This is a genomic window from Thermococcus sp. ES12 (assembly GCF_012027515.1).
Lineage (GTDB): Archaea > Methanobacteriota_B > Thermococci > Thermococcales > Thermococcaceae > Thermococcus > Thermococcus barossii.
Genome location: NZ_SNUP01000002.1, coordinates 409912 through 431092 on the forward strand (window position 1 = coordinate 409912; position 21181 = coordinate 431092).

General features: G+C 54.4%; 23 protein-coding genes. 13 read left to right on the top strand and 10 right to left on the bottom strand.

Annotation, left to right across the window (positions count from 1 at the left end; all coding sequences use genetic code 11):
- The first annotated feature begins 19 nt into the window (after positions 1 to 19).
- The gene (locus tag E3E37_RS07040; protein ID WP_167716388.1) at positions 20 to 1294 is read left to right on the top strand and encodes an amidohydrolase family protein; all 1275 of its coding nucleotides are present in this window, start codon (positions 20 to 22) and stop codon (positions 1292 to 1294) included.
- A 1-nt stretch (position 1295) separates the two neighbouring features.
- Here E3E37_RS07040 and E3E37_RS07045 read toward each other — a convergent pair whose 3' ends face one another.
- Positions 1296 to 2087: a hypothetical protein gene (locus tag E3E37_RS07045; RefSeq protein ID WP_167716037.1), complete on the bottom strand. Its 792-nt coding sequence runs from the start codon at positions 2085 to 2087 to the stop codon at positions 1296 to 1298.
- A gap of 137 nt (positions 2088 to 2224) precedes the next feature.
- On the opposite strand from E3E37_RS07045, the gene E3E37_RS07050 reads away from it, so the two are divergent.
- From E3E37_RS07050 to E3E37_RS07065, 4 genes are read left to right on the top strand one after another with little or no spacing between them, the layout of a single operon-like run.
- The gene (locus E3E37_RS07050; protein WP_167716391.1) at positions 2225 to 2776 is read left to right on the top strand and encodes a [protein ADP-ribosylglutamate] hydrolase; all 552 of its coding nucleotides are present in this window, start codon (positions 2225 to 2227) and stop codon (positions 2774 to 2776) included.
- A 55-nt stretch (positions 2777 to 2831) separates the two neighbouring features.
- Positions 2832 to 3095: a hypothetical protein gene (locus E3E37_RS07055; protein ID WP_167716038.1), complete on the top strand. Its 264-nt coding sequence runs from the start codon at positions 2832 to 2834 to the stop codon at positions 3093 to 3095.
- Positions 3085 to 3786: a hypothetical protein gene (locus E3E37_RS07060; protein ID WP_167716040.1), complete on the top strand. Its 702-nt coding sequence runs from the start codon at positions 3085 to 3087 to the stop codon at positions 3784 to 3786. The genes E3E37_RS07055 and E3E37_RS07060 overlap by 11 nt, the downstream gene beginning before the upstream one ends.
- Before the next feature lie 25 nt (positions 3787 to 3811).
- The gene (locus E3E37_RS07065; RefSeq protein ID WP_167716392.1) at positions 3812 to 5254 is read left to right on the top strand and encodes an NAD(P)H-hydrate dehydratase; all 1443 of its coding nucleotides are present in this window, start codon (positions 3812 to 3814) and stop codon (positions 5252 to 5254) included.
- 41 nt (positions 5255 to 5295) lie between these two features.
- Here E3E37_RS07065 and E3E37_RS07070 read toward each other — a convergent pair whose 3' ends face one another.
- The 5 genes from E3E37_RS07070 to E3E37_RS07090 all read right to left on the bottom strand — a co-directional run bounded on the left by E3E37_RS07070 (position 5296) and on the right by E3E37_RS07090 (position 9173).
- Complete coding sequence (locus E3E37_RS07070; protein WP_167716042.1) at positions 5296 to 6024, bottom strand: TasA family protein; 729 nt, start codon at positions 6022 to 6024, stop codon at positions 5296 to 5298.
- A 162-nt stretch (positions 6025 to 6186) separates the two neighbouring features.
- Positions 6187 to 7560: an alpha-amylase gene (locus E3E37_RS07075; RefSeq protein WP_167716044.1), complete on the bottom strand. Its 1374-nt coding sequence runs from the start codon at positions 7558 to 7560 to the stop codon at positions 6187 to 6189.
- A gap of 149 nt (positions 7561 to 7709) precedes the next feature.
- The gene (locus E3E37_RS07080) at positions 7710 to 8267 is read right to left on the bottom strand and encodes a winged helix-turn-helix domain-containing protein (protein WP_167716046.1); all 558 of its coding nucleotides are present in this window, start codon (positions 8265 to 8267) and stop codon (positions 7710 to 7712) included.
- Positions 8268 to 8573, bottom strand: coding sequence for a DUF211 domain-containing protein (locus E3E37_RS07085; RefSeq protein WP_014788876.1), 306 nt, complete (start codon positions 8571 to 8573; stop codon positions 8268 to 8270).
- A 24-nt stretch (positions 8574 to 8597) separates the two neighbouring features.
- Positions 8598 to 9173, bottom strand: a complete 576-nt coding sequence (locus tag E3E37_RS07090; protein ID WP_088865522.1) for a winged helix-turn-helix domain-containing protein — start codon at positions 9171 to 9173, stop codon at positions 8598 to 8600.
- 202 nt (positions 9174 to 9375) lie between these two features.
- On the opposite strand from E3E37_RS07090, the gene E3E37_RS07095 reads away from it, so the two are divergent.
- Both E3E37_RS07095 and E3E37_RS07100 read left to right on the top strand, forming a co-directional pair.
- Positions 9376 to 10785 carry an acetate--CoA ligase family protein gene (locus tag E3E37_RS07095; protein WP_088865523.1) on the top strand — a complete coding sequence of 470 codons (1410 nt, stop codon included), beginning with the start codon at positions 9376 to 9378 and terminating at the stop codon, positions 10783 to 10785.
- Between the two features lie 120 nt (positions 10786 to 10905).
- The gene (locus E3E37_RS07100) at positions 10906 to 12057 is read left to right on the top strand and encodes a tryptophan--tRNA ligase (protein ID WP_167716048.1); all 1152 of its coding nucleotides are present in this window, start codon (positions 10906 to 10908) and stop codon (positions 12055 to 12057) included.
- Here E3E37_RS07100 and E3E37_RS07105 read toward each other — a convergent pair.
- On the bottom strand, positions 12050 to 13009 hold the full coding sequence (locus E3E37_RS07105; protein ID WP_167716394.1) for a hypothetical protein: 960 nt from the start codon (positions 13007 to 13009) through the stop codon (positions 12050 to 12052). The genes E3E37_RS07100 and E3E37_RS07105 overlap by 8 nt on opposite strands.
- 95 nt (positions 13010 to 13104) lie before the next feature.
- On the opposite strand from E3E37_RS07105, the gene E3E37_RS07110 reads away from it, so the two are divergent.
- The 5 genes from E3E37_RS07110 to E3E37_RS07130 all read left to right on the top strand — a co-directional run bounded on the left by E3E37_RS07110 (position 13105) and on the right by E3E37_RS07130 (position 17154).
- The gene (locus E3E37_RS07110; protein WP_167716050.1) at positions 13105 to 13782 is read left to right on the top strand and encodes a fumarylacetoacetate hydrolase family protein; all 678 of its coding nucleotides are present in this window, start codon (positions 13105 to 13107) and stop codon (positions 13780 to 13782) included.
- A gap of 45 nt (positions 13783 to 13827) precedes the next feature.
- A complete protein-coding gene (locus E3E37_RS07115; protein WP_088865528.1) occupies positions 13828 to 14175 on the top strand; it encodes a hypothetical protein in 348 nt (115 codons plus the stop codon).
- A gap of 163 nt (positions 14176 to 14338) precedes the next feature.
- Positions 14339 to 14530 carry a hypothetical protein gene (locus tag E3E37_RS07120; protein WP_167716052.1) on the top strand — a complete coding sequence of 64 codons (192 nt, stop codon included), beginning with the start codon at positions 14339 to 14341 and terminating at the stop codon, positions 14528 to 14530.
- Between the two features lie 349 nt (positions 14531 to 14879).
- On the top strand, positions 14880 to 16631 hold the full coding sequence (locus E3E37_RS07125; protein ID WP_167716054.1) for an OPT family oligopeptide transporter: 1752 nt from the start codon (positions 14880 to 14882) through the stop codon (positions 16629 to 16631).
- 4 nt (positions 16632 to 16635) lie between these two features.
- A complete protein-coding gene (locus E3E37_RS07130; RefSeq protein ID WP_240921934.1) occupies positions 16636 to 17154 on the top strand; it encodes a cell division protein in 519 nt (172 codons plus the stop codon).
- A 26-nt stretch (positions 17155 to 17180) separates the two neighbouring features.
- Here E3E37_RS07130 and trm14 read toward each other — a convergent pair whose 3' ends face one another.
- Genes trm14 through E3E37_RS07145 form a run of 3 tightly spaced genes read right to left on the bottom strand, consistent with a single transcriptional unit; the run spans position 17181 to position 19646 of the window.
- Positions 17181 to 18278, bottom strand: coding sequence for a tRNA (guanine(6)-N2)-methyltransferase (gene trm14 / locus E3E37_RS07135; protein WP_167716057.1), 1098 nt, complete (start codon positions 18276 to 18278; stop codon positions 17181 to 17183).
- Positions 18279 to 18283: 5 nt separating this feature from the next.
- Positions 18284 to 19357 (bottom strand): GTPase, encoded by a 1074-nt coding sequence (locus tag E3E37_RS07140; protein WP_167716059.1) that lies wholly within the window; start codon positions 19355 to 19357, stop codon positions 18284 to 18286.
- A complete protein-coding gene (locus tag E3E37_RS07145; RefSeq protein ID WP_088865534.1) occupies positions 19305 to 19646 on the bottom strand; it encodes a TIGR04076 family protein in 342 nt (113 codons plus the stop codon). The genes E3E37_RS07140 and E3E37_RS07145 overlap by 53 nt, the downstream gene beginning before the upstream one ends.
- A gap of 92 nt (positions 19647 to 19738) precedes the next feature.
- On the opposite strand from E3E37_RS07145, the gene E3E37_RS07150 reads away from it, so the two are divergent.
- The gene (locus E3E37_RS07150; RefSeq protein ID WP_088865535.1) at positions 19739 to 21175 is read left to right on the top strand and encodes a DUF515 domain-containing protein; all 1437 of its coding nucleotides are present in this window, start codon (positions 19739 to 19741) and stop codon (positions 21173 to 21175) included.
- The last annotated feature ends 6 nt before the right edge of the window (positions 21176 to 21181 follow it).

The window sequence follows — 21181 nt, forward strand, 5'->3', positions numbered from 1 at the left end:
TTAAAATGGGGTGATGCTCATGAGCATTCTCATCAAGAACGGTCACGTTATCTACGGCGAGAACTTTGAAGTGGTAAAGGCTGATGTCCTCATCGAGGGAAACCGCGTTGTCAAGGTTGCTAAGGAAATAAACGAGGCCGCTGACACGGTCATCGACGCCAAGGGAAAAGTCGTTTCTCCCGGCTTCATAAACCTTCACACACACTCGCCGATGGGCCTCTTCCGCGGCCTGGCTGACGATTTACCCCTCATGGACTGGCTCCAGAACCACATCTGGCCGAGGGAGGCGAAGCTAACTCGCGAGTATACCAAGGTTGGGGCCTACCTCGGAGCGCTGGAGATGATAAAGACCGGGACAACGGCCTTCCTCGACATGTACTTCTTCATGGACGCGGTTGCCGAGGTCGTCGAGGAGTCGGGGCTGAGGGGCTACCTTTCCTATGGAATGATAGACCTTGGCGACCCCGAGAAGACTGGGAAGGAAATAAAGGAAGCCCTCCACACAATGGAGTTCATCGAGAAGCTCAACTCGGAGCGCGTTCACTTCGTCTTCGGCCCCCACGCTCCCTACACCTGCTCGATTGCTCTGCTGAAGGAAGTAAGGAAGCTGGCAAACGAGCACGGGAAGCTGATAACGATTCACGTCAGCGAGACGATGGCTGAGATAGGCCAGATAACCGAGCGCTACGGCAAGAGCCCCGTCGTTCTGCTCGATGAGGTCGGCTTCCTTGGAAACGACGTGATAATAGCGCACGGCGTCTGGCTCGACAGCAGGGACATTCAGATTCTCGCAAGGAACGGGGTTACAGTGGCTCATAACCCGGCCAGCAACATGAAGCTCGCGAGCGGTGTTATGCCCCTCCAGAGGCTCCTCAATGCGGGCGTAAACGTCGGCCTCGGCACCGATGGGAGTGCAAGCAACAACAACCTCGACATGCTCGACGAGATGAAGCTGGCGGCTTTACTCCACAAGGTTCACAACCTCGACCCGACGGTTGCCGATTCAAAGACGGTATTCAGGATGGCAACCCTCAACGGTGCAAAGGCACTACGCCTCAAGGCCGGTGTGATAAAGGAGGGCTATCTGGCTGATATAGTCATTGTGGACTTTAACCGGCCCCACCTGAGGCCTATCAACAATGTAATCAGTCACCTCGTTTACTCGGCCAGCGGCAGTGACGTGGAGACGACGATAGTCGATGGAAAGATTCTGATGCTGGATCGTGAAGTTCTCACCCTTGACGAGGAGAAGATAATTGATGAGGCTGAAAAAACGATAGAAAAGCTGGCTTAGCTCAGAGGCTCGCCAGCCAGTCGGGATCGACCCGGACAGGTCTTTCCTTTTCCACCCATACCCTGAGCTTCCGGTACATGGCCGCCCCGGCGACACCGGAGATTACGCTTGACAGGCCCGTTATTAATCCGTCGAGCAGACCCGCGAGCAGGGCTCCGGTGATGCCCTCTGCAACGAGAGATGCGATGAAAACAAGCCCTTGTGCTGCTCCCCAGAGGCCAACACTCACCGCTGCCATTAGGGCTCCAAAGACGAAGACCTCTTTGGCGTTGTCCAGCGCGACACCTATAACCCCCAACCCCTCTCCGAAATCCCTGGTCCATACGTACGCAGGAATCATCATGGCGATTACTCCCATAAGGAGGATCGCCGGGGGCAGGCCAAGGAGTCCCGCCAGGACATACCTCGCCGTTCCTGAGAGGATGTAGTACGCCAGTATCGCTGGAAGGAGGAAGAGCCCGCCGACTATGAGGACTACAAGTCCGTAAACAATGCTCACCAGGAGAACCTTTATTCCCCCGGTTATCGATTCCATCACGAGGGCCGACTCCTCGAAGGGTGTCTTCTTTTGGTGGTAGTAGAAGGCCCTGGTGGGATAGTACACCACCGTGAGCTGGAGCAGGAGACTCGACAGGGCGATGAGAATTGCGATCCAGATGTTCCGGTTGAGAACGTGGTCGGATAGGCTAATAAGTACCCTGGCCATCCCCAATGCTATGACTGGATACCTCCACAGCTTTTTGTCTTTTGATATCGCCGTAAGGGTTTCCCCCAGTGCCTCAAAAGCCCTCATTCCACCACCATCGTTCATGGGTTTTGCCCATATTTAACTGTTACTGTTTTAAGTTGTACGTCATAAAAAGTTTCCAGAGTAATAACTCGCGCAACCGTTAAAATCTGTCGTGAGTAATCGGTTGGACGGTGATTGTGATGCTGTCCTTTGAGATCGTCCGCGGGGACATCACCCGCTTCCCTGCCGAGGCCATAGTCAACGCCGCCAACAAATACCTTGAGCACGGCGGTGGTGTCGCCTACGTGATAGCCAGGGCCGCCGCTGGAAACGTTGCCGAGTACATCAGGATAAGCAAGGAGGCCATGCGCGAGCAGCTCGGAAAAAGCTCAATAGAACACGGCGAGGTCGTTGTAACACCGGCGTTGAGGCTGGAGCAATACGGAATCAGGTACGTCATCCATACCGTTGGTCCCTATTGCGGCGGAGTCTGGGACGGCGAGAGGAAAGAGAAGCTCAGGAAAGCCATCCTCGGCGCACTGAGAAAGGCCGACGAGCTCGGTGTCAAAACCATAGCCTTTCCGGCAATAAGCGCCGGCATCTACGGCTGTCCGCTTGAGGAGGTCGTGAGGACGTTCAGGGAGACGGTAGAAGAGTTCTCGCGGGAAACGAGGAGCGTCGAGAAGGTCTACCTCGTGCTGTACTCGGAAGAAACCTATGGGGTGCCCCTTGAAGTCATGGGATTGCGGTAGGCATCATACCACGTTCTGCGATGGGAAAGTATATAACTTCACAAGGTTGAAGTTGATGGGATCCTCCATGGCATGTGAAGAACTCATCAGGAAGCTCGCGCTTGGGTTTGCGTTGATGTTCGTTTCGGGTTTTCTAATCCTCTACTATGCCATTAGAAAACTGGCCTGTGTCTCAACCAATCTCTGTTCTGTAAGTCACTGGACTGAGACCCCAGCTATAAATAGTGTTGACATGCTTGTGGTGGCTTTCGTGGTCACAGTGCTGTTCATATCCTTTGTATGGTATTCCTCCTACGGTGGGAAAGGAAATGAAAGCTAAAGGCCTGAGGTTCCTGCCATTCCTGCTTCTTCTTTACTTCGAAGTTGGCTACTTTGCGAATTACGGCATGGGCGAGTGTCCGTTCTTTGGAACGGTTTTCTACGGTACTCCTTGCAGGGTTTTCTCCCTTGGAATGTTCTTCCTCGGGACTGTGGCTTTGGCCCTTTCAAAGGCCGGGAGGGTGAGAACATCCCTTCTCCTCGCCTCGCTGTATTTTGGAATCACCCTCTTTGCCTCGTGGAGCTGGGTTCTGAGTGTCAAAGCCCTGGCACTGGTGGGTCTGCTTTCCTCCGGTCTGTTATCCTTCGTATGCGCTGACGAAGTTTCCCCTTCTGGATCAATATGGAATTCATTCGTCCTCGTTTTCTATTCCATCGTTCTCTTGATTTTTCTTGTTTCTGCCGTTAGTTACCTCCTTTACTTCCGCTGGATATGTGGGGCAGCCTACGCTGGAGCCTTCCTCTCCTTCTGCCTTGTTCTCTCCTACGCTCTCCTCGGCCTGGGATTACTCTCGCCTCTCCTGTGGCTGAGGGGGTACGGTGCCTACGCCGTATTGGTTCTTCTTCCGGATTTGCTCTTTGCCAGGTTCATCCTTGGACTCCCGCTTGGAGAGGAGCTAAACGTGGCGATCTTCCTTTCCTTCCTGGCTCTGTCTTTAGTGCGCCTCTCACGAAAACCCCTTAACCATTAAACCCGAAGTCTTTCCGGTGGTGCCCGTGAGAATCGAGGACGTTTACATCTGGGATATCAACGCCAAGTGGCTCGGCATAACTCCTCACCAGCTCATGGAGAACGCAGGGGCTGGCGTTGCAAGGGTGATTGAGGAGAGGTTTGGGAAAGGACTCAAGATAGCCGTCTTCTCCGGAACCGGCAATAACGGCGGCGATGGCTTCGTTGCTGCCCGGCATCTCAGCTTCGACAACGACGTTACCCTCTTCCTGGTTGGGGACGAAGTCAAGATAAGGAGCGAGGAGGCGAGGCACAACTGGGAGATACTCAAAGGCCTGGACTTCGTGAAAATCCGGGTTCTCAAGGACTCTACATACATCAGGAGCCTTGACCTCAGCGGTTTTGACGTCATCGTTGACGCCCTCCTTGGAGCCGGCACAAAGGGCGAGCCGCGCGAGCCGATCCGCTCGGCCATCGAGAAGATAAACGAGTACGCCGGAAAGGCCAAGATAGTCAGCGTTGACCTGCCGAGCGGCTATCCTTCACAGGTTCAAGTTAAGGCCGACTTCGCGGTAACCTTCCAGTGGGATAAGGAGGAGTATGGGGGCTTCGAGCGCGTTGTGGTTAAGATAGGCTATCCGAAGGAGCTCTACCACCTCGTCGGTCCCGGTGATGCGAAGTTCGCTTTAAGGAAGAAGGGCGAGCACAAGGGTCAGAACGGCAAACTGCTCATCATAGGTGGCAGCGGGGACTATTACGGCGCGCCCTATTTGGCGGCAAAGGCGGCATCTTATCTCGTGGATTTGGTTTACCTGGCCATGCCCGAGTATCCGGCGAGGCGCATAGCCGACCCCGACCTGATCATCAGGCCGATCGAAGGGAAGAATTTCTCGCCGGGGCACGTTGAAGAACTCCTGAGCATGGCTGAAAAGGCTGACGCCGTCGTCATCGGCCCGGGAATCGGTCTCGCGGAGGAGACGAAGGAGTTCGTCAGGGAATTTGTAAAGCACTGCGAAAAGCCTTTGGTCATAGACGCCGACGGCCTGAAGGCCATAGCCGGAGACTTGAGCGTTCTCAAGGGCAAGACCTTCATTCTCACACCTCACACCGGTGAGTTCGGGGTTCTCTTTGGCGTGAAGCCCGAGGGTTCCTTCCAGGAAAAAGCAGAGCTCGTGAGGGCAAAGGCAAGAGAAATTGGCGGCGTTATCCTGCTCAAAGGTGCCTACGACATCATCAGCGATGGAACGGCATGGAAGTACAACCGGACGGGCAACAGGGGCATGACCACCGGCGGGACCGGGGACGTCTTGGCGGGCCTCGTCGGCGCTCTACTCGCCCTCGGCAACGCACCGTTAAGGGCCGCTTCCGCTGGAGCCTTTCTCAACGGCCTTGCAGGGGACATGGTGAAGGAAGAGCTCGGTGAGAACTTCACCGCACTGGAGGTTGCGGAAAAAGTCCCGCACGCGGTCAGGTGGGTGATGGAGTTTTAATATAAAATATATCTTGGGAGTGTCAAAAATATAACAAAAAATCAGTCAGTTTGCGTAAGCCTAAATTCAATGTTAAACTCCACACTGTCGCTCATGGCGACGTCGTTGATGTTTATGCCGTAATCTGTCCAGTTTTCGGTATATCCCAGAATCGTGCCCTCACCTTTGAATTTTATTTTTATGAAGATTGTCACGTTCTCCCCGGGATTTAGTGTAATACCTGTCGGAATTTCTGTGTTATTCTTTATTGAGTAGTACTCAGAATAATCTGTAAGATATGCTCCAAGTATTGTGCGGTCCCACCAATCCAAGTTTCCATTGCCGTCATCCTCGTAGATATATATCGAGAGCTGATCCCAGAGCTCTCCGTCCCCATAATCTGAAGAATATTTGTAGTATGTGTACCATTCTGTTACCTGTTCTCCTTCGACATCTCCGTTCTCTATCTCTGGTTCAATAAGGCCATTCTCGTAACTGACTATGTCAAAGAACTTGAATGAGAGATTTCCGGGCAAAGTACCGTTGTTTTTGAGTATAAATTTCCATATCTTCACGTCTCCGGGTTTCATGTTGGAGACTTCAAAATGTATTACGTTTGGAGAATCCGTCCAGTGGCTTCCGTTCCATACTTTAAGGTCCAAAGTTCCGGCTGCCATAACATTGCCCGAACTTGTTTCTGTGTCAGAGAATACTGCAAAGGTACCGGCTCCACCCAGAATTCCGGCTACCATGACCAGCACAATCGCAAGCGTCAACGACAGTTTTCCCATAATATAAGCCCCCTCGAATTTTTATGTTGTGGTATTTGCCCAATGTACTGGCAAAAGTTTATAGTATTGCATCTTATATTTAATTTGTGTAACAAGAATCCGTAACAAACTTTCGAAACAAAGTTACTGGATTTATATAAAAGAATAGGTATGGCACAACCTTTAGCCCACCCCACAGTAGCTCCAGACGGAGTAGCCGTAGTAGCCGTTGGCCGGGTCATGGGCCGGGGCCTCGAGGTAGACCCAGCCGCTGGAGGAGACGTACTTGTCAACCCAGCCCCCGAGGTTGCCGGTGTACTCGTGTATGCAGGAGCCGGCGAACTTCGGAACGTAGACCCACCTTCCGGCTTTGCTTGAGCCGAGGTTGATGTAGGTTATCAGTCCTGGCTTGTCCCCGTAGCCGTTTCTGACAAAGATCAGCTCGTCGCTGTCGTAGTAGACTATGTCGGTGCTCCCTCCCGCGAGGTGGTCGTGTATCCAGATGAGGTTCTTGAGCCTGTCCTTGTTGAGCCACTCTTCATAATCGCGGTAGAATATTGTCGGCTGTCCCTCGTAGGTGAGGATGAAGGCGTAGGCAGGATACTTGTTCCAGATTATGTCGGTGTCGTGGTTGGCGACGAAGGTAACGGCCTTGAATGGGTCGCGGCTCACAACCGTTCCACCGTTCCTGAGGGCATCTACCAGCGCGGGAATGTTCTGATTGTCGAAGGCCTCGTCCATCTTGTAGTAGAGCGGGAAGTCGAAGACCTTGGCGCCGCTGTCGTAGGCCCAGCTCAGGAGGGCATCGACGTTGGTGTCCCAGTACTCTCCTACCGCCCAGCCGCCCCACCAGCTGAGCCAGTCCTTGACCACCCAAGCGCCGTAGCCCTTCACGTAGTCGAAGCGCCAGGCATCAACGCCGATGCTCCTGAGGTAGGCGGCGTAGCTCTCCTGGCTGGCCCAGAGCCAGTACTGGTCCCAGCTCTTCTCGTGGGCGATGTCCGGATAGTCCCCGAAGGTCCCCTCGTCGCAGCACTTGACCTCGTTCGGGTGGAAGTCGAGGTAGTTGGCGGTGTACTTGCCGGAGGCGACCTTGGAGAAGTCGGTCCGGGTGTAGTCGTTCACGAAGGGGTTCCACTCGAGGTCTCCACCGGCGCGGTGGTTGATGACTATGTCGGCTATGACCTTCATGTTGTATGCGTGGGCCGTGTTTATCATGTTCACCAGCTCGGCCTTGGAGCCGAAGCGGGTCTCGACGGTTCCTTTTTGGTCGTACTCGCCGAGGTCGAAGAAATCATAGGGGTCGTACCCCATGGAGTAGCCGCCGCTCATGCCCTTGCTCGCGGGGGGAATCCATATTGCCGAAATTCCTGCGCTCGCCCAGTCGGGTATCTTCTGCGCTATCGTGTCCCACCATACCCCTCCCCCGGGGACGTCCCAGTAGAAGGCCTGCATTATGACGCCGCCGTTTTCGAGGGTCTCTGCTTTGACTGGAACCGCGGAGACACTGACAAGAACCAGCAGTACTAGGATGGCAACCAACCCTTTCCTAGCCATGGCAATCACCACCGGGTGATCATAATATATCACCGAAGGTGAAATATTTAAGCTTTGTCGTTAATGTACATTGGAGTCCGTAATTGTTCACTGTAACCTGGGCTAAAAATGAAACGTCATGTTTCATATCTGGGGAGTAAAAGAATAGCCTAAAACTCAATCAGCCTCTTTGCCATCTCTGCCTTCTCACACAGCTCGCAGCTCTGGAGGAAGACCAGCATGTTGAGGAGATGAAAGAGCTCTATCTCGGTCAGGTCTATGTTTGCCTGAGATATTCTCTTGATTATTGGCTGGGAGTTTAGCTCTATCTCGTTCAGGACTTCTTTGGCCAGCTTTTTGAGCTTATTCCTGTCCCCTATCTTGAACCCAGCCTTTTCCAGGACACGAACTAGCTTTTCGGCCTCCACCTGGAGGTAGGCCTGCCGGAACTCCTCGACGCTTTCATCCGGGTCTGCCTTTATGAGGAACAGTCTGGCACTTCTCGCGTAAACTCGCTCGTTCCCGTGAACTTCAAGCTCTTCCACGAGGCCAGCGTTCTCCAGAATCTTTACGTGCCTGTATATCGTTGTTCTGTCCTTCCCGGTGGCGTCGCTGAGTTCATTGATCGTCATGGGGTGCTCCCTAAGCAGTTGAAGAATTTTAAAGCGGGTTTCATCGGAGAGTACTCTAACTCTTTCAGGCTCGGTTATTATTAAGACTTCCTTCACTCAGTACTCCTCCAGCTTGTCCTGGGGAGTCTCGCCCTCTTCGACAATCTTCTTTCCGGCCGCGACCATGTCTATGCTGTGCACCACGCCCCCGAACTCCTCGATGGTCCTGACTATCTCGTCGTAGTCGAGGTTGTCGCCCACCATGGTTATCTTGACGTTCTCGGTTTCCTTGTCTATCTCCACGAGGGTTATGTTGACCCCATCAACGCCCTCAAGCTCGCTGAGTCCGAGCGCCAGCTCCGTCACCATCGGCTGGTGCGGCTTGAGCACGTCCAGCACTAGAAGTCGTATACCCTTCGCCATGTCCCATCGCTTCTCCTTTCGGCGTCATTTTTTAAGTATTTCTCCCAGCTTCTTCAGGAGCTTTATGGTCTCCTCGTCGCGGCCCATCCTTGCCATGGCCAGCCACTCGATGGCGTGAATTATGTCCTCGTTGGAGAAGTCCTTGAGGGCCTCTTCGTTGGCCTCTATTTCCTTTGATATCTCGGTTTTGTACTCGTGCTCCTTTGCCAGGAGGCTGTCCATGACGTCGAGGAGTTCCTCACCATCGAACTCGTAGCCAAGGGCCTTGAATATCTCCAGCTTTATCTTGAGCCTTGAACGGGCGAAGTAGCGGAGCTCCTCGTCCCCGAGGTACATGTTGATGTAGAATGCATCGGCCGTTCTTCCGTAGTACTTCTCCACCAGGTTGCCCTTCATCTCCGTTCTCTTGACCTCTACCAGACCAGCTTCCTTGAGCTTCTCTATGTGGTGGTATATCGTTTGGGGCGTCTTTCCAAGTATCTCGCTCAGCTGAGATATGGTCATCTCCTTGTTGCGGAGCAGTCCGAGTATCTTCCTCCTCGTGTCCTCAAGCATCAGCTTTATAACTTCCGGATCTGTTATGACCTTGACCTTCGCCATTTCCACCACCCAATTTAAACGTTCTAACGCTTCTTTTAACGTTATGGCATATAACCCTTTTGCTTTCTTCGGTAGGTTTATATATGTAAAGGTTATGGTTCATTGGAGCCGTTGCTGGACAAAATATCCAGTTACTGGATGTACCCATCTGTGGAGGAAGGCTTAAATATGGGCTCCCGAAAAACCTTCGGAGGTGGACAAGATGGAGGCTCCAAGGCTCGATTTCCTGTTTTACCCGAGGAGTGTCGCTGTCATCGGGGCATCGAACGTCCCCGGAAAGGTTGGAAACGCCATAATGCGTTCCATAACCCTCAACTTCAGCGGAAAGGTCTACGCAGTCAACGTCAAGGGCGGCGAGATAGAGGTCAACGGAAGGAAGTTCCCAGTTTACAGGAGCATCAAGGACGTTCCGGACGAGGTCGATGTTGCGGTAATAGCTGTCCCTGCCAAGTTTGTCCCTGACGTTATTGATGAGTGCGGCGAGAAGGGCGTTAAGGGTGCCGTCGTCATCTCCGCCGGCTTCAAGGAGGCCGGAAGGGCCGAGCTTGAAGAGGAACTCGTGAAGCGCGCAAGGAAATGGGGTATAAGGGTTGTTGGCCCCAACTGTCTCGGCGTCACCAACCTTGAGAACGGCTTTGACTGCAACTTCAACCCGCCGGAGAGACAGGCCAGGCCGCCCTTTGGAAAGGTTGCCTTCATGAGCCAGAGCGGTGCCTTCGGCGCGGCAATCCTCGACTGGGCGGCCAGCCACAAGATAGGAATGAGCAAGTTCATCAGCCTCGGCAACATGGCCGACCTCGACGAGAGCGACTTCATAGCGTACCTCGGCGAGGACGAGAAGACAGGAGTTATCACCGGCTACATCGAGGGCGTCAAGGACGGGAGGAAGTTCTTCAACGTTGCTAAGGAGGTCACGCTCAAGAAGCCCATCATAATCCTCAAGGCCGGCAGGACCGAGGCCGGAGCGAAGGCCGCCGCTTCCCACACTGGTTCCCTCGCGGGGTCATACAAGATATACGAGGCCGCCTTCGAGCAGACCGGTGTTCTCTCGGCCAAGAGCATGCGCCAGCTCTTCAACTACGCCAAAGCCTTGGCGATGCAGAAGCCGGCCAAAGGGAACCGCGTGGCGATAGTCACCAACGGCGGTGGAGCGGGAGTTATGATGAGCGACGGTCTGCTTGAGAGGGGAATGAAGCTCGCCGAGCTGAGCGAAGAGACCAACGAACGCTTTAGGAAAGACATCGAGGAAGGCAAGCTCCCGCACCACATGAGCTACAGAAACCCGATAGACGTCATAGGCGACGCCCCGTCGAGCAGGTACGAGATAGCCATGCGCTATGCCCTCGAAGACCCGAACGTCGACGTCCTCGTGGTCATAGCGCTCTTCCAGAGCCCAGCTTTGGACGAGGGAATCGTCGAGGCCATGGAGAGAATGCAAGCTTACGGCAAGCCGATAGTCTTCGTGGCCCCTGGTGGAGCTTACCCGCACAAAATGGCTAGGAACATCGAGCTCAAGGGCGTCCCCGTCTACGAGACAGTTGAAGACGGCGTTGATGCCGTTTATGCCCTCGTCAAGTACGGCGAGTGGCTGAGGGAGAATGGAAAACTTTAAATCCCCTTCCTTCCTTTCTCTTCCCATGCCTGGTGATTGCTTTTGGCCTTGGTGAAGCCTTCCTCTTCTGCCCCGGCTTAGCCCTGGGTTTCGTTTCCACTGGAAATGGAGGTGTTTTGAATGGACGAGTTTAAGGTCACCCCATGGGACGTTGAAGGAATGGTGGACTACGCGAAGCTTATAGAGGAGTTCGGAACGAGTCCTCTGACGGACGAGCTGCTTGAGAAGACCGCGGAGCTTACGAGGAGCGAGCTGCCGATGTACTTCAGGAGGAGGTTCTTCTTCTCCCACAGGGACTACGACAAGGTGCTGGCCGATTACGAGTCCGGAAAGGGCTTCTTCCTCTACACCGGCAGGGGCCCGAGCGGGCCGATGCACATAGGCCACATCATTCCCTTCTTCGCTACCAAATGGCTCCAGGAGAAGTTTGGCGTGAACCTCTACATCCAGATAACCGACGACGAGAAGTTCCTCTTCAAGGAGAAGCTCACCTTCGACGATACCAAGAGATGGGCCTACGACAACATACTGGACATCATAGCGGTCGGCTTCGACCCGGATAAAACGTTCATCTTCCAGGACAGCGAGTTCACCAAGATATACGAGATGGCAATCCCGATAGCGAAGAAGATAAACTACTCGATGGCGAAAGCCGTGTTCGGCTTCACCGAGCAGAGCAAGATTGGAATGATCTTCTACCCGGCCATACAGGCCGCTCCGACCTTCTTCGAGAGGAAGCGCTGCCTGATTCCTGCTGCCATAGACCAGGACCCCTACTGGAGGCTGCAGAGGGACTTCGCCGAGAGCCTCGGCTACTACAAGACAGCCGCAATTCACTCCAAGTTCGTTCCGGGATTGATGGGCCTTGAGGGCAAGATGAGCGCCAGCAAGCCCGAAACTGCCGTCTACCTCACCGATGACCCAGAAGAGGCTGGCAAGAAAATATGGAAGTACGCCCTCACCGGCGGGAGGGCGACGGCGAAGGAGCAGCGCGAGAAGGGCGGTCAGCCTGAGAAGTGCGTCGTCTTCAAGTGGTTCGAGATATTCTTCGAGCCGGACGACAAGAAGCTCATGGAGCGCTACCACGCCTGCAAGAGCGGTGAGCTGCTCTGCGGCCAGTGCAAGCGCGAGCTGATTGGGAGGGTTCAGGCCTTCCTGAAGGAGCACCAGAAGAAGCGCAAAGAGGCGGAAAAGAAGGTAGAGAAGTTCAAGTACACCGGTGAGCTGGCAAGGGAGCAGTGGGATAGGGCGATTCCTGAGCCTCTCAGGTGAACCCCCACCCCTCCTCGAACTCCTTTTCTTCCTCGGCTTCTTCCTCCAGCTCTACTCTGAAGGTCTCCTCAGCCTTAACGTCCGGCCTCAGCCGTATGTCCAGAATTCCCCGGATTATGAACTCGCCGTGGCCGAGAACCACCGTTCCTCTCCAAATCTTCCCTGCAAGGAGTCTTGGGCTCACCGTGTTGTAGGAGCCGACCATTATGACCTTCTCCTCCGGGAGCATTCTCTCCCTGAACTCGAAGCTCTGCCCTTCTTCGATTATCTTCTCGTATTCAAAGCCATCCACGCTGAGGGCGACCTTTACGCGCCTCGCCTTGGCCAGGGTGGAATAGACCGTTCCGGCGATGAACTTTCCGTCCCCCCTGAAGTTTATCTGGGCCGAATCGCTCTCCGTGGCAACCGCCACCGTGCCGCTTCCCCTGACCTCTCCCTCGTCGGTGAAGAAGAGCAGCAGGATGTTCTTGTAAAGCTCGTCGGTTATACGAACCGCTGGAGCCCTAACAAAGCCCGTGCCGTCCGGTGAAACGGCCACTTTGAAACCCGCCCTGGGAAACGAAACCCCTGACGCCCTGTCCCGCTTCTCTGCGATGAACTTTCTCTCCACGTGATAGCTCCGATTCCTTCCGCTCCCGACCCAGTAGCCCTTCATCTCGAGCGTTCCGGTCTCGAATTCAAGTTCCTCTGGAAAAGCTATCCCCGACTCTGAGAAACTGACCAGACTCGCGAAGTTCTCGGCGCGCCGGTATTCCCTCCGCGTTTTGAGCAGGGCGTAGGCCCCGAGGGACATCAACAGCAGGAAGAAGATGAAGAACCCCACTAGGAACACCCTTCCCTCGGGAACGTTGATGAGCATGTATATCAGGGGCACCGTGAAGAGCACTATGAAAATCACCAGGAAAACGAGGACAAACGTGCTCCCCCTCTCCTTGAGGACGACGAGCTTCATGGGTTTCACCGGTGAATGTTTGGGCAAAGTGGTTTATTACCTTTCTCGCGAGCGGTTTATAACCGAAGCCCCGAACTTTACATGGTGTTGCCAAAATGATCCGCCTCCCCTTCCGCGACGGCTTTTACGAAGTCAGGCCCAGCAAGATAATCTGCCTTGGAAGGAACTACGCGGCTCATGCCGAGGAGCTTGGCCATGAAATTCCAAAGGAGCCAGTAATCTTCCTCAAGCCGCCGAGTTCTCTCATAGGGCCCGGACAGGCGATAATTCTGCCGAGGAGAAGCAAGCATGTTGACCATGAGGTCGAGCTTGCCGTGGTAATCGGAAAGCGGGGCAGGGGAATCCCAATGGAAAAGGCCATGGACTACGTCTTGGGCTATACAATCCTGATGGACATAACCGCCCGTGACTTGCAGTGGGAAGCAAAGAGGAAAGGCCTTCCCTGGACCGTCTCAAAGGGCTTCGACACCTTCGCTCCAATCGGTCCGAGGGCTGTTGATAAGCGCGAGCTTAACATCGAAGACCTGGAGATAGGCCTAAAGGTCAACGGCGAAATAAGACAGCTCGCCAAGACGAGTGAGATGATATTCAAGGTCCCCGAGATAATCGAGTACGTCTCAAACATAATGACACTCGAACCCGGCGACATAATAGCGACGGGGACTCCAGCCGGAGTCGGCCCGCTGAGGCACGGCGATAAGGTTGAGGCCTGGATAGAGGGCATCGGCACTCTGGAGGAGGATGTTCTGGCCGAGGAATCGATACTGTGCTGAGAAACTTTTTTAAGTTTTTGTTTTTTAACTATTTGTGGTGGTGCTATGAAGCCGCTCCGTTCGCTGGTGGTTCTCCTCCTGGCCCTGGTGGTTTTCAGCGCCGCCTGCCTGGACAACAACTTCGTTTATGCCCGGGGGAAGAGCGTTCCGCCTGGGGAAACCAGGGAATGGCCCTTCAAAGGCCCGGCGAACCTGACGGTTGAGATAAGCTCCAGCGTCCCCGTCGAGGTGAAAGTGGTCTCCTCCGACGGAACCGTGCTGAGGGACTTCGGGACCGTTAAGGAGGTGAACGATGTAGTTGAGCTTCCCAAGGGCGTATGGAAGGTCGCGGTGAGCAATCCGGGCAACGAGACCGCGGTCATTGACGTGAGCCTGAGGGCCGGGGGGACATGACCATGAGGCCTGTGCGTGTATTTATCTTCCTGGTAATAGCACTTGGGCTCATGGGTTCCGGCTGTGTTTTTCGAGACGTGGGGGGACACTCGATCCGCCTCAGCGAGACCATAGGTGCCGGGGGGAGATAGCCCTCTCCACGGAAGGACCGGGGACCCTGGAGGTGGAGGTCGTTTCGGAGATACCCGTTCATGTGAAGCTGGTGTCTGAGGGAGGGGATGTTCTGAAGGACTTCGGAATGACCCGGAACGTGAGCACAAGGCTGCGGGTCTCCTCGGGCAGGTGGTATCTGATCATATCCAACCCCGGAAACGAAACCGGAACCGTCAGTGCAAGGCTCTCAATGTCCCCGTAGGTTCGAGTTCCGTTCGGCTTGCTGTGGATTTTTCCTAAACCTCTTTCAAAATATGACATTCAACATATCATCGTTCGTATCATCCCACCGGTAATCAAGGTTTTTTCGAGATGCCAGTGTCGTAATGTGCGTTAGTGCCCATTTGTTCATCTTCTTGATGAATTTTTATTCATGCTGATACTGAAAACTGCATAAAAGTCTGTTTTGACTCGTCTTTGGTTTTAAATCCGCGTTCTTGGCATTTACAGGGCTGAAAAACTTTATATTATCAAACAGGCCAATCTCCCAGGAATGCACATTCCCAAGAAACATGGACATGAATGCTCACAACTGTACAGGGGGTTGAGAGATGGCCGATGCCAACTGGAAGTTGGGAGAAGCAAACTGGAAGCGTAGGGATTCCGACGAAACTTACCGTGAGGTGACTCCAGCGGCAATAATTCTCGGCGTCATCTGGGGTGCCTTCATGGCGGCCAGCTTCACATACGCTGGAATGATAATGGGCTTCACCTCAGGCGGTTCGGCGATAGCAGCTATAGTTGGCTGGGGAGTTCTGAGGGGAATCCTCAAGAAGGGAACCGTCGTCGAGAACAACATCGTCCAGACCATAGCCTCTGCCGTCAACATCTCGGTCTCGGGAGTCATCTTTACCATCCCGGCGCTCTACATTATGGGCCTCCACGAGGAGATAAACACGACCTACTTCTTCCTCGCCACCGCGGCCGGAGCGATACTTGGAATCACCTTTATAATTCCGCTGAGGAAGCAGATGATCGAGATTGACAGGCTTCGCTTCCCGACGGGAACGGCCGTTGCCACCGTCCTGAAGACCCCCGGAAGCGGAATCGAGAAGGCCAGGCTGCTCTTCCTAGGCATGGCCGTCAGTGCAACCGTCTACCTTATCCAGCAGTTCCCGGTTCTCGGCCTTCCGGAGATAATCCCCGAGTACATCGACCTCGGCGCCATGCTCCACCTTCCTGAGTGGGTCAGCTTTGCCATGGCCCTCTCGCTGATGGTCTTTGGAATGGGTCTCATCACCGGAAGGAACGGTCTCATAGTCCTCGCCGGTGGAATACTCTCCTACTACATCATCACGCCCATAGTTAAGGCCCTCGGCTGGCTCCCGAGCGACGTCACCGGCGGTGCCGTCAGCGGCTTCGTCTACGCCAACATGACCAGGCCGCTCGGTATCGGAATGCTCCTCGGCGGCTCGATAGCCGGGCTGATACTCTCGATGCCCGTCATCATAGTCGCCCTTAAGAGCATAGCCAACGCGAGCAAGCTCGGAACCGGCAGGAACGAGGAGCTCCCGATAAAGTACCTCTACGCCGGAATAGCCCTTGCATTCCTGCTGCTCCTCATTACCACCTACCAGCTCGGCAACCTCGGCATCGGCAGGAGCCTGCTTACGGCCCTCATCGGCGTCGCCTGGATATTCGTGGCGGCCCTGCTCGTCGCCATGTCCACCGGAATGACCGACTGGAGCCCGGTTTCAGGTCTCTCCCTCGTGTCGGTCATGATACTCCTCTACCTTACCGGCAAGCAGGTACCGCTGACCATACTTCTCGGCGCTACCGTCGGTGTCGCCATCTCCGGTGCGGCCGACATGATGCAGGATCTCAAGACCGGCCACCTCGTTGGCGGTATTCCCTCCAGGCAGCAGAAGGTTGAGCTCCTCACCGCCTGGATAGGGCCGATAATAGCCCTCACCGTCGTTGGCCTCATCTGGAAGGCCTACGGAATAGGAAACGAGACCGTCCCGGCACCGCAGGCCATGGCCCTCAAGTCCATGGTCGAGGCCATCCTCGGAGGCAACGTTCCGGTTGACAAGTTCATCGCCGGAGGAATACTCGGCTTCGCCCTCTCCATGAGCGGAATACCGGGACTCGGCGTCCTCGTCGGCCTGTCAATGTACCTGCCGATGCTCTACATCCTCCCCTACGGACTGGGCTGTATCGTCCACGAGATAGCCAAGAGGAAGAAGGGCCACGAGTTCATAACCGAGAAGGTGCTTCCAGTGGCAGCTGGACTCATGGTCGGAGAGGCCGCGATGACGCTCCTATTCGCGGTCCTCACAGTGCTAGGAGTGCTCCACCCATGAGGTGATGGAAATGAAGAAGCTCATCGGAAACGTACTGCTCACTGCTGGTCTCGTTGCTGGAGCGATAACCGCGGCCAGGATACCGCCGATGTGGGGCGGCTTAGCCGCTTCCCTGGTCGTCATGGGGGCGGGCATCTTCCTCAGGCGCCAGGGTGCGAAGGAGGAGCTCCACAGGGCGGCCCAGAGCGGAACCGGTGGAGTTAGGGAGCTCGAAAGGCTCATCAAAGAGAGCCTTGAGAAGCTTGAGAAGATAATGGACGCCCCGAGGGAAAAGGTCGTTGAGGAACTCACCGAAATCCTGGAGGAGCTCGACGAGTTCGCCGAGAAGGCGCAGCCCCTCAGGATAGAGGGGCTCATGACCTACGGAACCATCATGAGCGTCTTCAGCAGGGGCGAGAGGGCCCTCAACAGGGCCTGGAGCGCCTTCGCCGACGGCTATGAAAACGAGGGAAGGCGCTACCTCCGCTACGGCTACGACGACCTCAGGGAGACCCTTCAGGCCCTCAAGACCCTGAAGGTCTGAGCTCTCTTTCTTTTCTTCTCCTCTGGCTATTCTATCACGTAGGTGTGTACCATCAGACCACCGTGTCCTATGAGCCTGTAGTGCTCGATTTCGAAGCCGTTTTCAGTTATAGCCCTCTCTATCGCCCTCTTCTCAGTCGTTATGAAGACGCCGCGCTTTTCCAGAACCTTCGAAAGCTCGCGGAAGAACTCCATGTAAAGGCCTGGAATCGCGCTCTTCCGACCGATCTTCAGCCCGTAGGGCAGGTTGCTTACCGCGAAGTCCACGCTTTCGACGTGTTCACTCAGCCTGGTTGCGTCTCCTAAAACGAAATCTATACTTTCCAGAACCCCTGCGGAGAGTGCGTTCATCTCGGCACCGCGCAGATGCTTGCGGTACTTTTCGAGGCCGATTATCCTCCCATCGTATCCCCTCAGGGCGAGCTCTATTGGTATCGTCCCAGAGCCGCAGAAGGGGTCTATGAACGAACCTCCGTCAGGTTCCGCGAGCTCTATCAGTGCGTTGGCTATGCTGGCTTTAAGGTGCGCAGGATGGTCGTAAACCCTCCATGGTCTCTTGTGGAGGGAAGAATCGCCCGTTGTGTCTATCCCTAGGAAGAAGACGTTCCCAATCAGCTCCGCCCGGAAGATGACCGCCGGATGGTCGAGGTTCACCTTCGGTGTTCCAAAGCGCGAGAGCCTGTCGAAGATGGCCTTTCCGACGGTCTTTGAGATGTCGAGACTCGTTATCCTGTGTTCGCCCTTTCTGAAGGAACGCACGGCAAAGCTCTCGCTCACCTTGACGAACCTTTCCACTGGAAGCTCTGAGACAAAATCTTCGATCCGTTTGAGGGCTTTTTCCGGCTCGGCATCTTCGATTCCCTCAAACCTATAGCTCGCTATTTCCATGATTACGCGGTGGAGGAGCCTTGAGCGCTCGTTTAGATAGGTTGAAACGCTTAACTCACGCTTTCTTCCCTTCTCATTGGTGTAATAAGCCTCACCGACCTCGGCCAGAACCCGTCCTTCCACGCCGAGCGGCTTTTCCTCCACTCGAAACGGAACTCCCAATGCGGAGAGCAGGTTTTCCACCTCAGCCCTTGCGAGATCCTCAATTCCTTTCGAAGTAGTCATTAAAAACCGCATACCCATCACTCCATTATGACCACTACACCCTTCCACTTCTTGCCGAAGCATTCGCTCGCGAGAACGTGCCTGCCGGTGAGCCTCTCCAGGAGCTTAATCCCGCCGTCACATTTCTTGAATCCCGTTGCTATGCCGACGGTGAAGCCCTCTATCTCCCTTATTCCAACGCGTTTTGTGTTGTCAAGCTTTTTCCTTAACTCGTCCCCGTACTTCCACAGAATCCTGCGCGGATCGAGGAGCAGGTCTCTCTCTATCCCATCCAGGACATCCTCAAAGTCAAGGACGAACTCCTGGGCTTTCTCTTCTTCCTTCCCAAAGAGTGTAAAGCGGCCAGTCTGCCACTCTCTGAGGAACCAGCGGGCAGTTTCTTCCAGGTCGACCTCGCCGCCGGACTTTATCAGCCCTCTCCTTTCACCTATCTTCCTCAGGATATCCTCCTCGCTCTCGAACTCTTCAATGCCGAACTTTTCGGTCAGCGCCTCCTTCCTCGTCTCAAGAATCCTGCCGACGAGTTTGAGGGCGGGCTTGACGGGCTCATCTATCTTGTCCGCCGGGAAGCCGCCCTTAATCACCAGCTCGTCGAAGTCGTCTATTGGAACCACTCCGGGACTGTCGAGGAGCCATATTCTTTTGCTCAGCCTTATTAGCTGCTTCCCCTTCGTGTAGCCAGGGATGGGGGCGGTACCAACGGCTTTCTTACCCTTCAGTGTGTTGATTATTGTGCTCTTACCCACGTTGGGATAGCCGATGAGGGCCACTTTGACCTTTTCTCTTTCATCGAGGAGCCGCTTTGCGAGCCTTTTGATTTCTTTCCTTAGTATTCCCGTCCCTTTCCTCTGTCTTGCGGAGATGAAAACAACGGGTATCTCGCTTTTTCTCTTGTACTCCTCGGCCCATTCCTTGGGAACCAAATCCGCCTTGTTCATGACTATGAGAAGCGGCTTTCCTTCTTCTTGGACGAGCCTCTCAAGTTTCCTGTTCCTTGTTCCAATCGGATCGCGGGCGTCAACTACCTCAACGATTATGTCAGCCTCGTCTATTACCTCCCTCACCACCCTCCAGGCTTTCCTCTGCTTCATCCCGCACCACCGTTATCTCGAAGATTACCGTTCCCCCCTCGGTGTAGGGCGGTCCCGGGTCGAGGCACTGAACGTACGCCTTCTCCCCCTTGCCAAGGCCTAGTTCACTGGGCTTAATACCCTTTCGGAGGGCCACGATGTACGGGAGCAGAGATGCGAAGGCATGGGTGCAGATCGCATCGGTCTCGTCGAGTTTGACATGGGGCCCCTCTATCACGATTCTGTCGCCCAGGTTAAAAACGGGACATTTTCCCCGGATTTCTATTACGGCAATCTCTAACCGCTCCATACTTCTCACCGAAACCTAAATAAAGATTGAAGTTCAAAAAACTATTCGACATAAGAAGCTGGTTATGATAACGATTGATGGTGGTGCTCAACGTGTCCGAGGATATTGAGGCGAAAATCCGCCGCCTTAGAGAGCTGGGTAAAGCCAGCGTAGAGCCTGAAACCCCCAAAACGGCCAAGCCCCCTGTCAAGAAACCTCCCAAAAAGCCCCGTCCCGTGGGCAGCATAAGGGAGAGGGAAAGAAGGAGACGCATTCTCATTGGTGCATCGATAGTCATCATCGTGATTTTAATAATTTCTATAGGAGCTTACATCTACATGGAAAACCGTGCCGCCGAGCAGCTTACCCGGGCCAAAAACAAAAAACTCGCCGAGGTCAACTACTACTTCAAGCCGGGAAGCGAGCTCATGAACACAACGTTTGGAAAGAACGCTAGGGATGATTTGATCAGAAAGATAAACGCGGCCCAGACGGTTGAGGAGGTCGAATCAATAGACGTTAAAGCCGCGTATCAGAATGCTTGGAACCAGTATCAGGCTTACCTTGAGGAACAGCACCGCCTTGAGATGGAGAGACAACTCAACCAGACCAAGAAGGAAAAGATAAGCCAGATAGAGGCCCAGTTCAGCCAGCTCCTTGCGATGCCACTGCCGGACAGCCTTAAGAAGAAGGTTGTTGATTCAATGAACAGTATTGAGGAGCAGATTATGAGTGCAACCAGCGAGCAGCAGGTCGAGGCCGTTAACGCGGATCCGTACCTCCTTGAGCTCTGGAGGGAGTACTATTACTACATCATCGACACAATTCCGACACAGAACGTCATCCTGGAGAAGGATAACGTTAAGAGAATAGTCAGCAAATCCGACGCAAAGGCCGTTCTGGGTGGGATACTGGACTACAGGGAACTTATGCATTACAAGGTCTACAAGGTGGAGTTCGTTGACATCGCCCTTGTCCTCTCAAGGGACAAGATAAACGGTGCCTTCCTGGCTCCGGGTGACAAGATAATGATATTTGCCAAGAACGCGACCAACGCACCGTTCAAGGAGATAGTGAACGAGGGCTACGTAGAACTGGTTCTCCTCCCAACGGAGGCCGGAACGATTTCAGTAAACGAGGCGCAGACCCAGACCAGCTCATCGAGCACCAGTTCGTCAACCCAGTACTCCGAGCAGCACGACACCCAGTACACGCCGGGGGATGCGTCCATAACCAACGGCCAGGCCATAAGTGACATCTACTCCAACTCCCAGACCGCCAGCCAGAGCGCCTCCGCCAGCTACACCTATAACGTCGACCTGACGGAGATACTCAAGGCAATAGCGGCCGGAAAGATACAGGCCAGTGAGGACGTCAAGGAGCAGCTCAGGGCCTATGGATGGGAAATAGTTGACCTTGAGAAGGAATCCGGTATGCTCGTACTCGACCCGAACACCCAGTTCCTGGTTATAGTGAAGGTTCCGTCAATATTCGTGCCTGACATACTCTCCAACCAGCAGTACATTTACATCGCTAAGGTCGCCACCTGAGGTGAT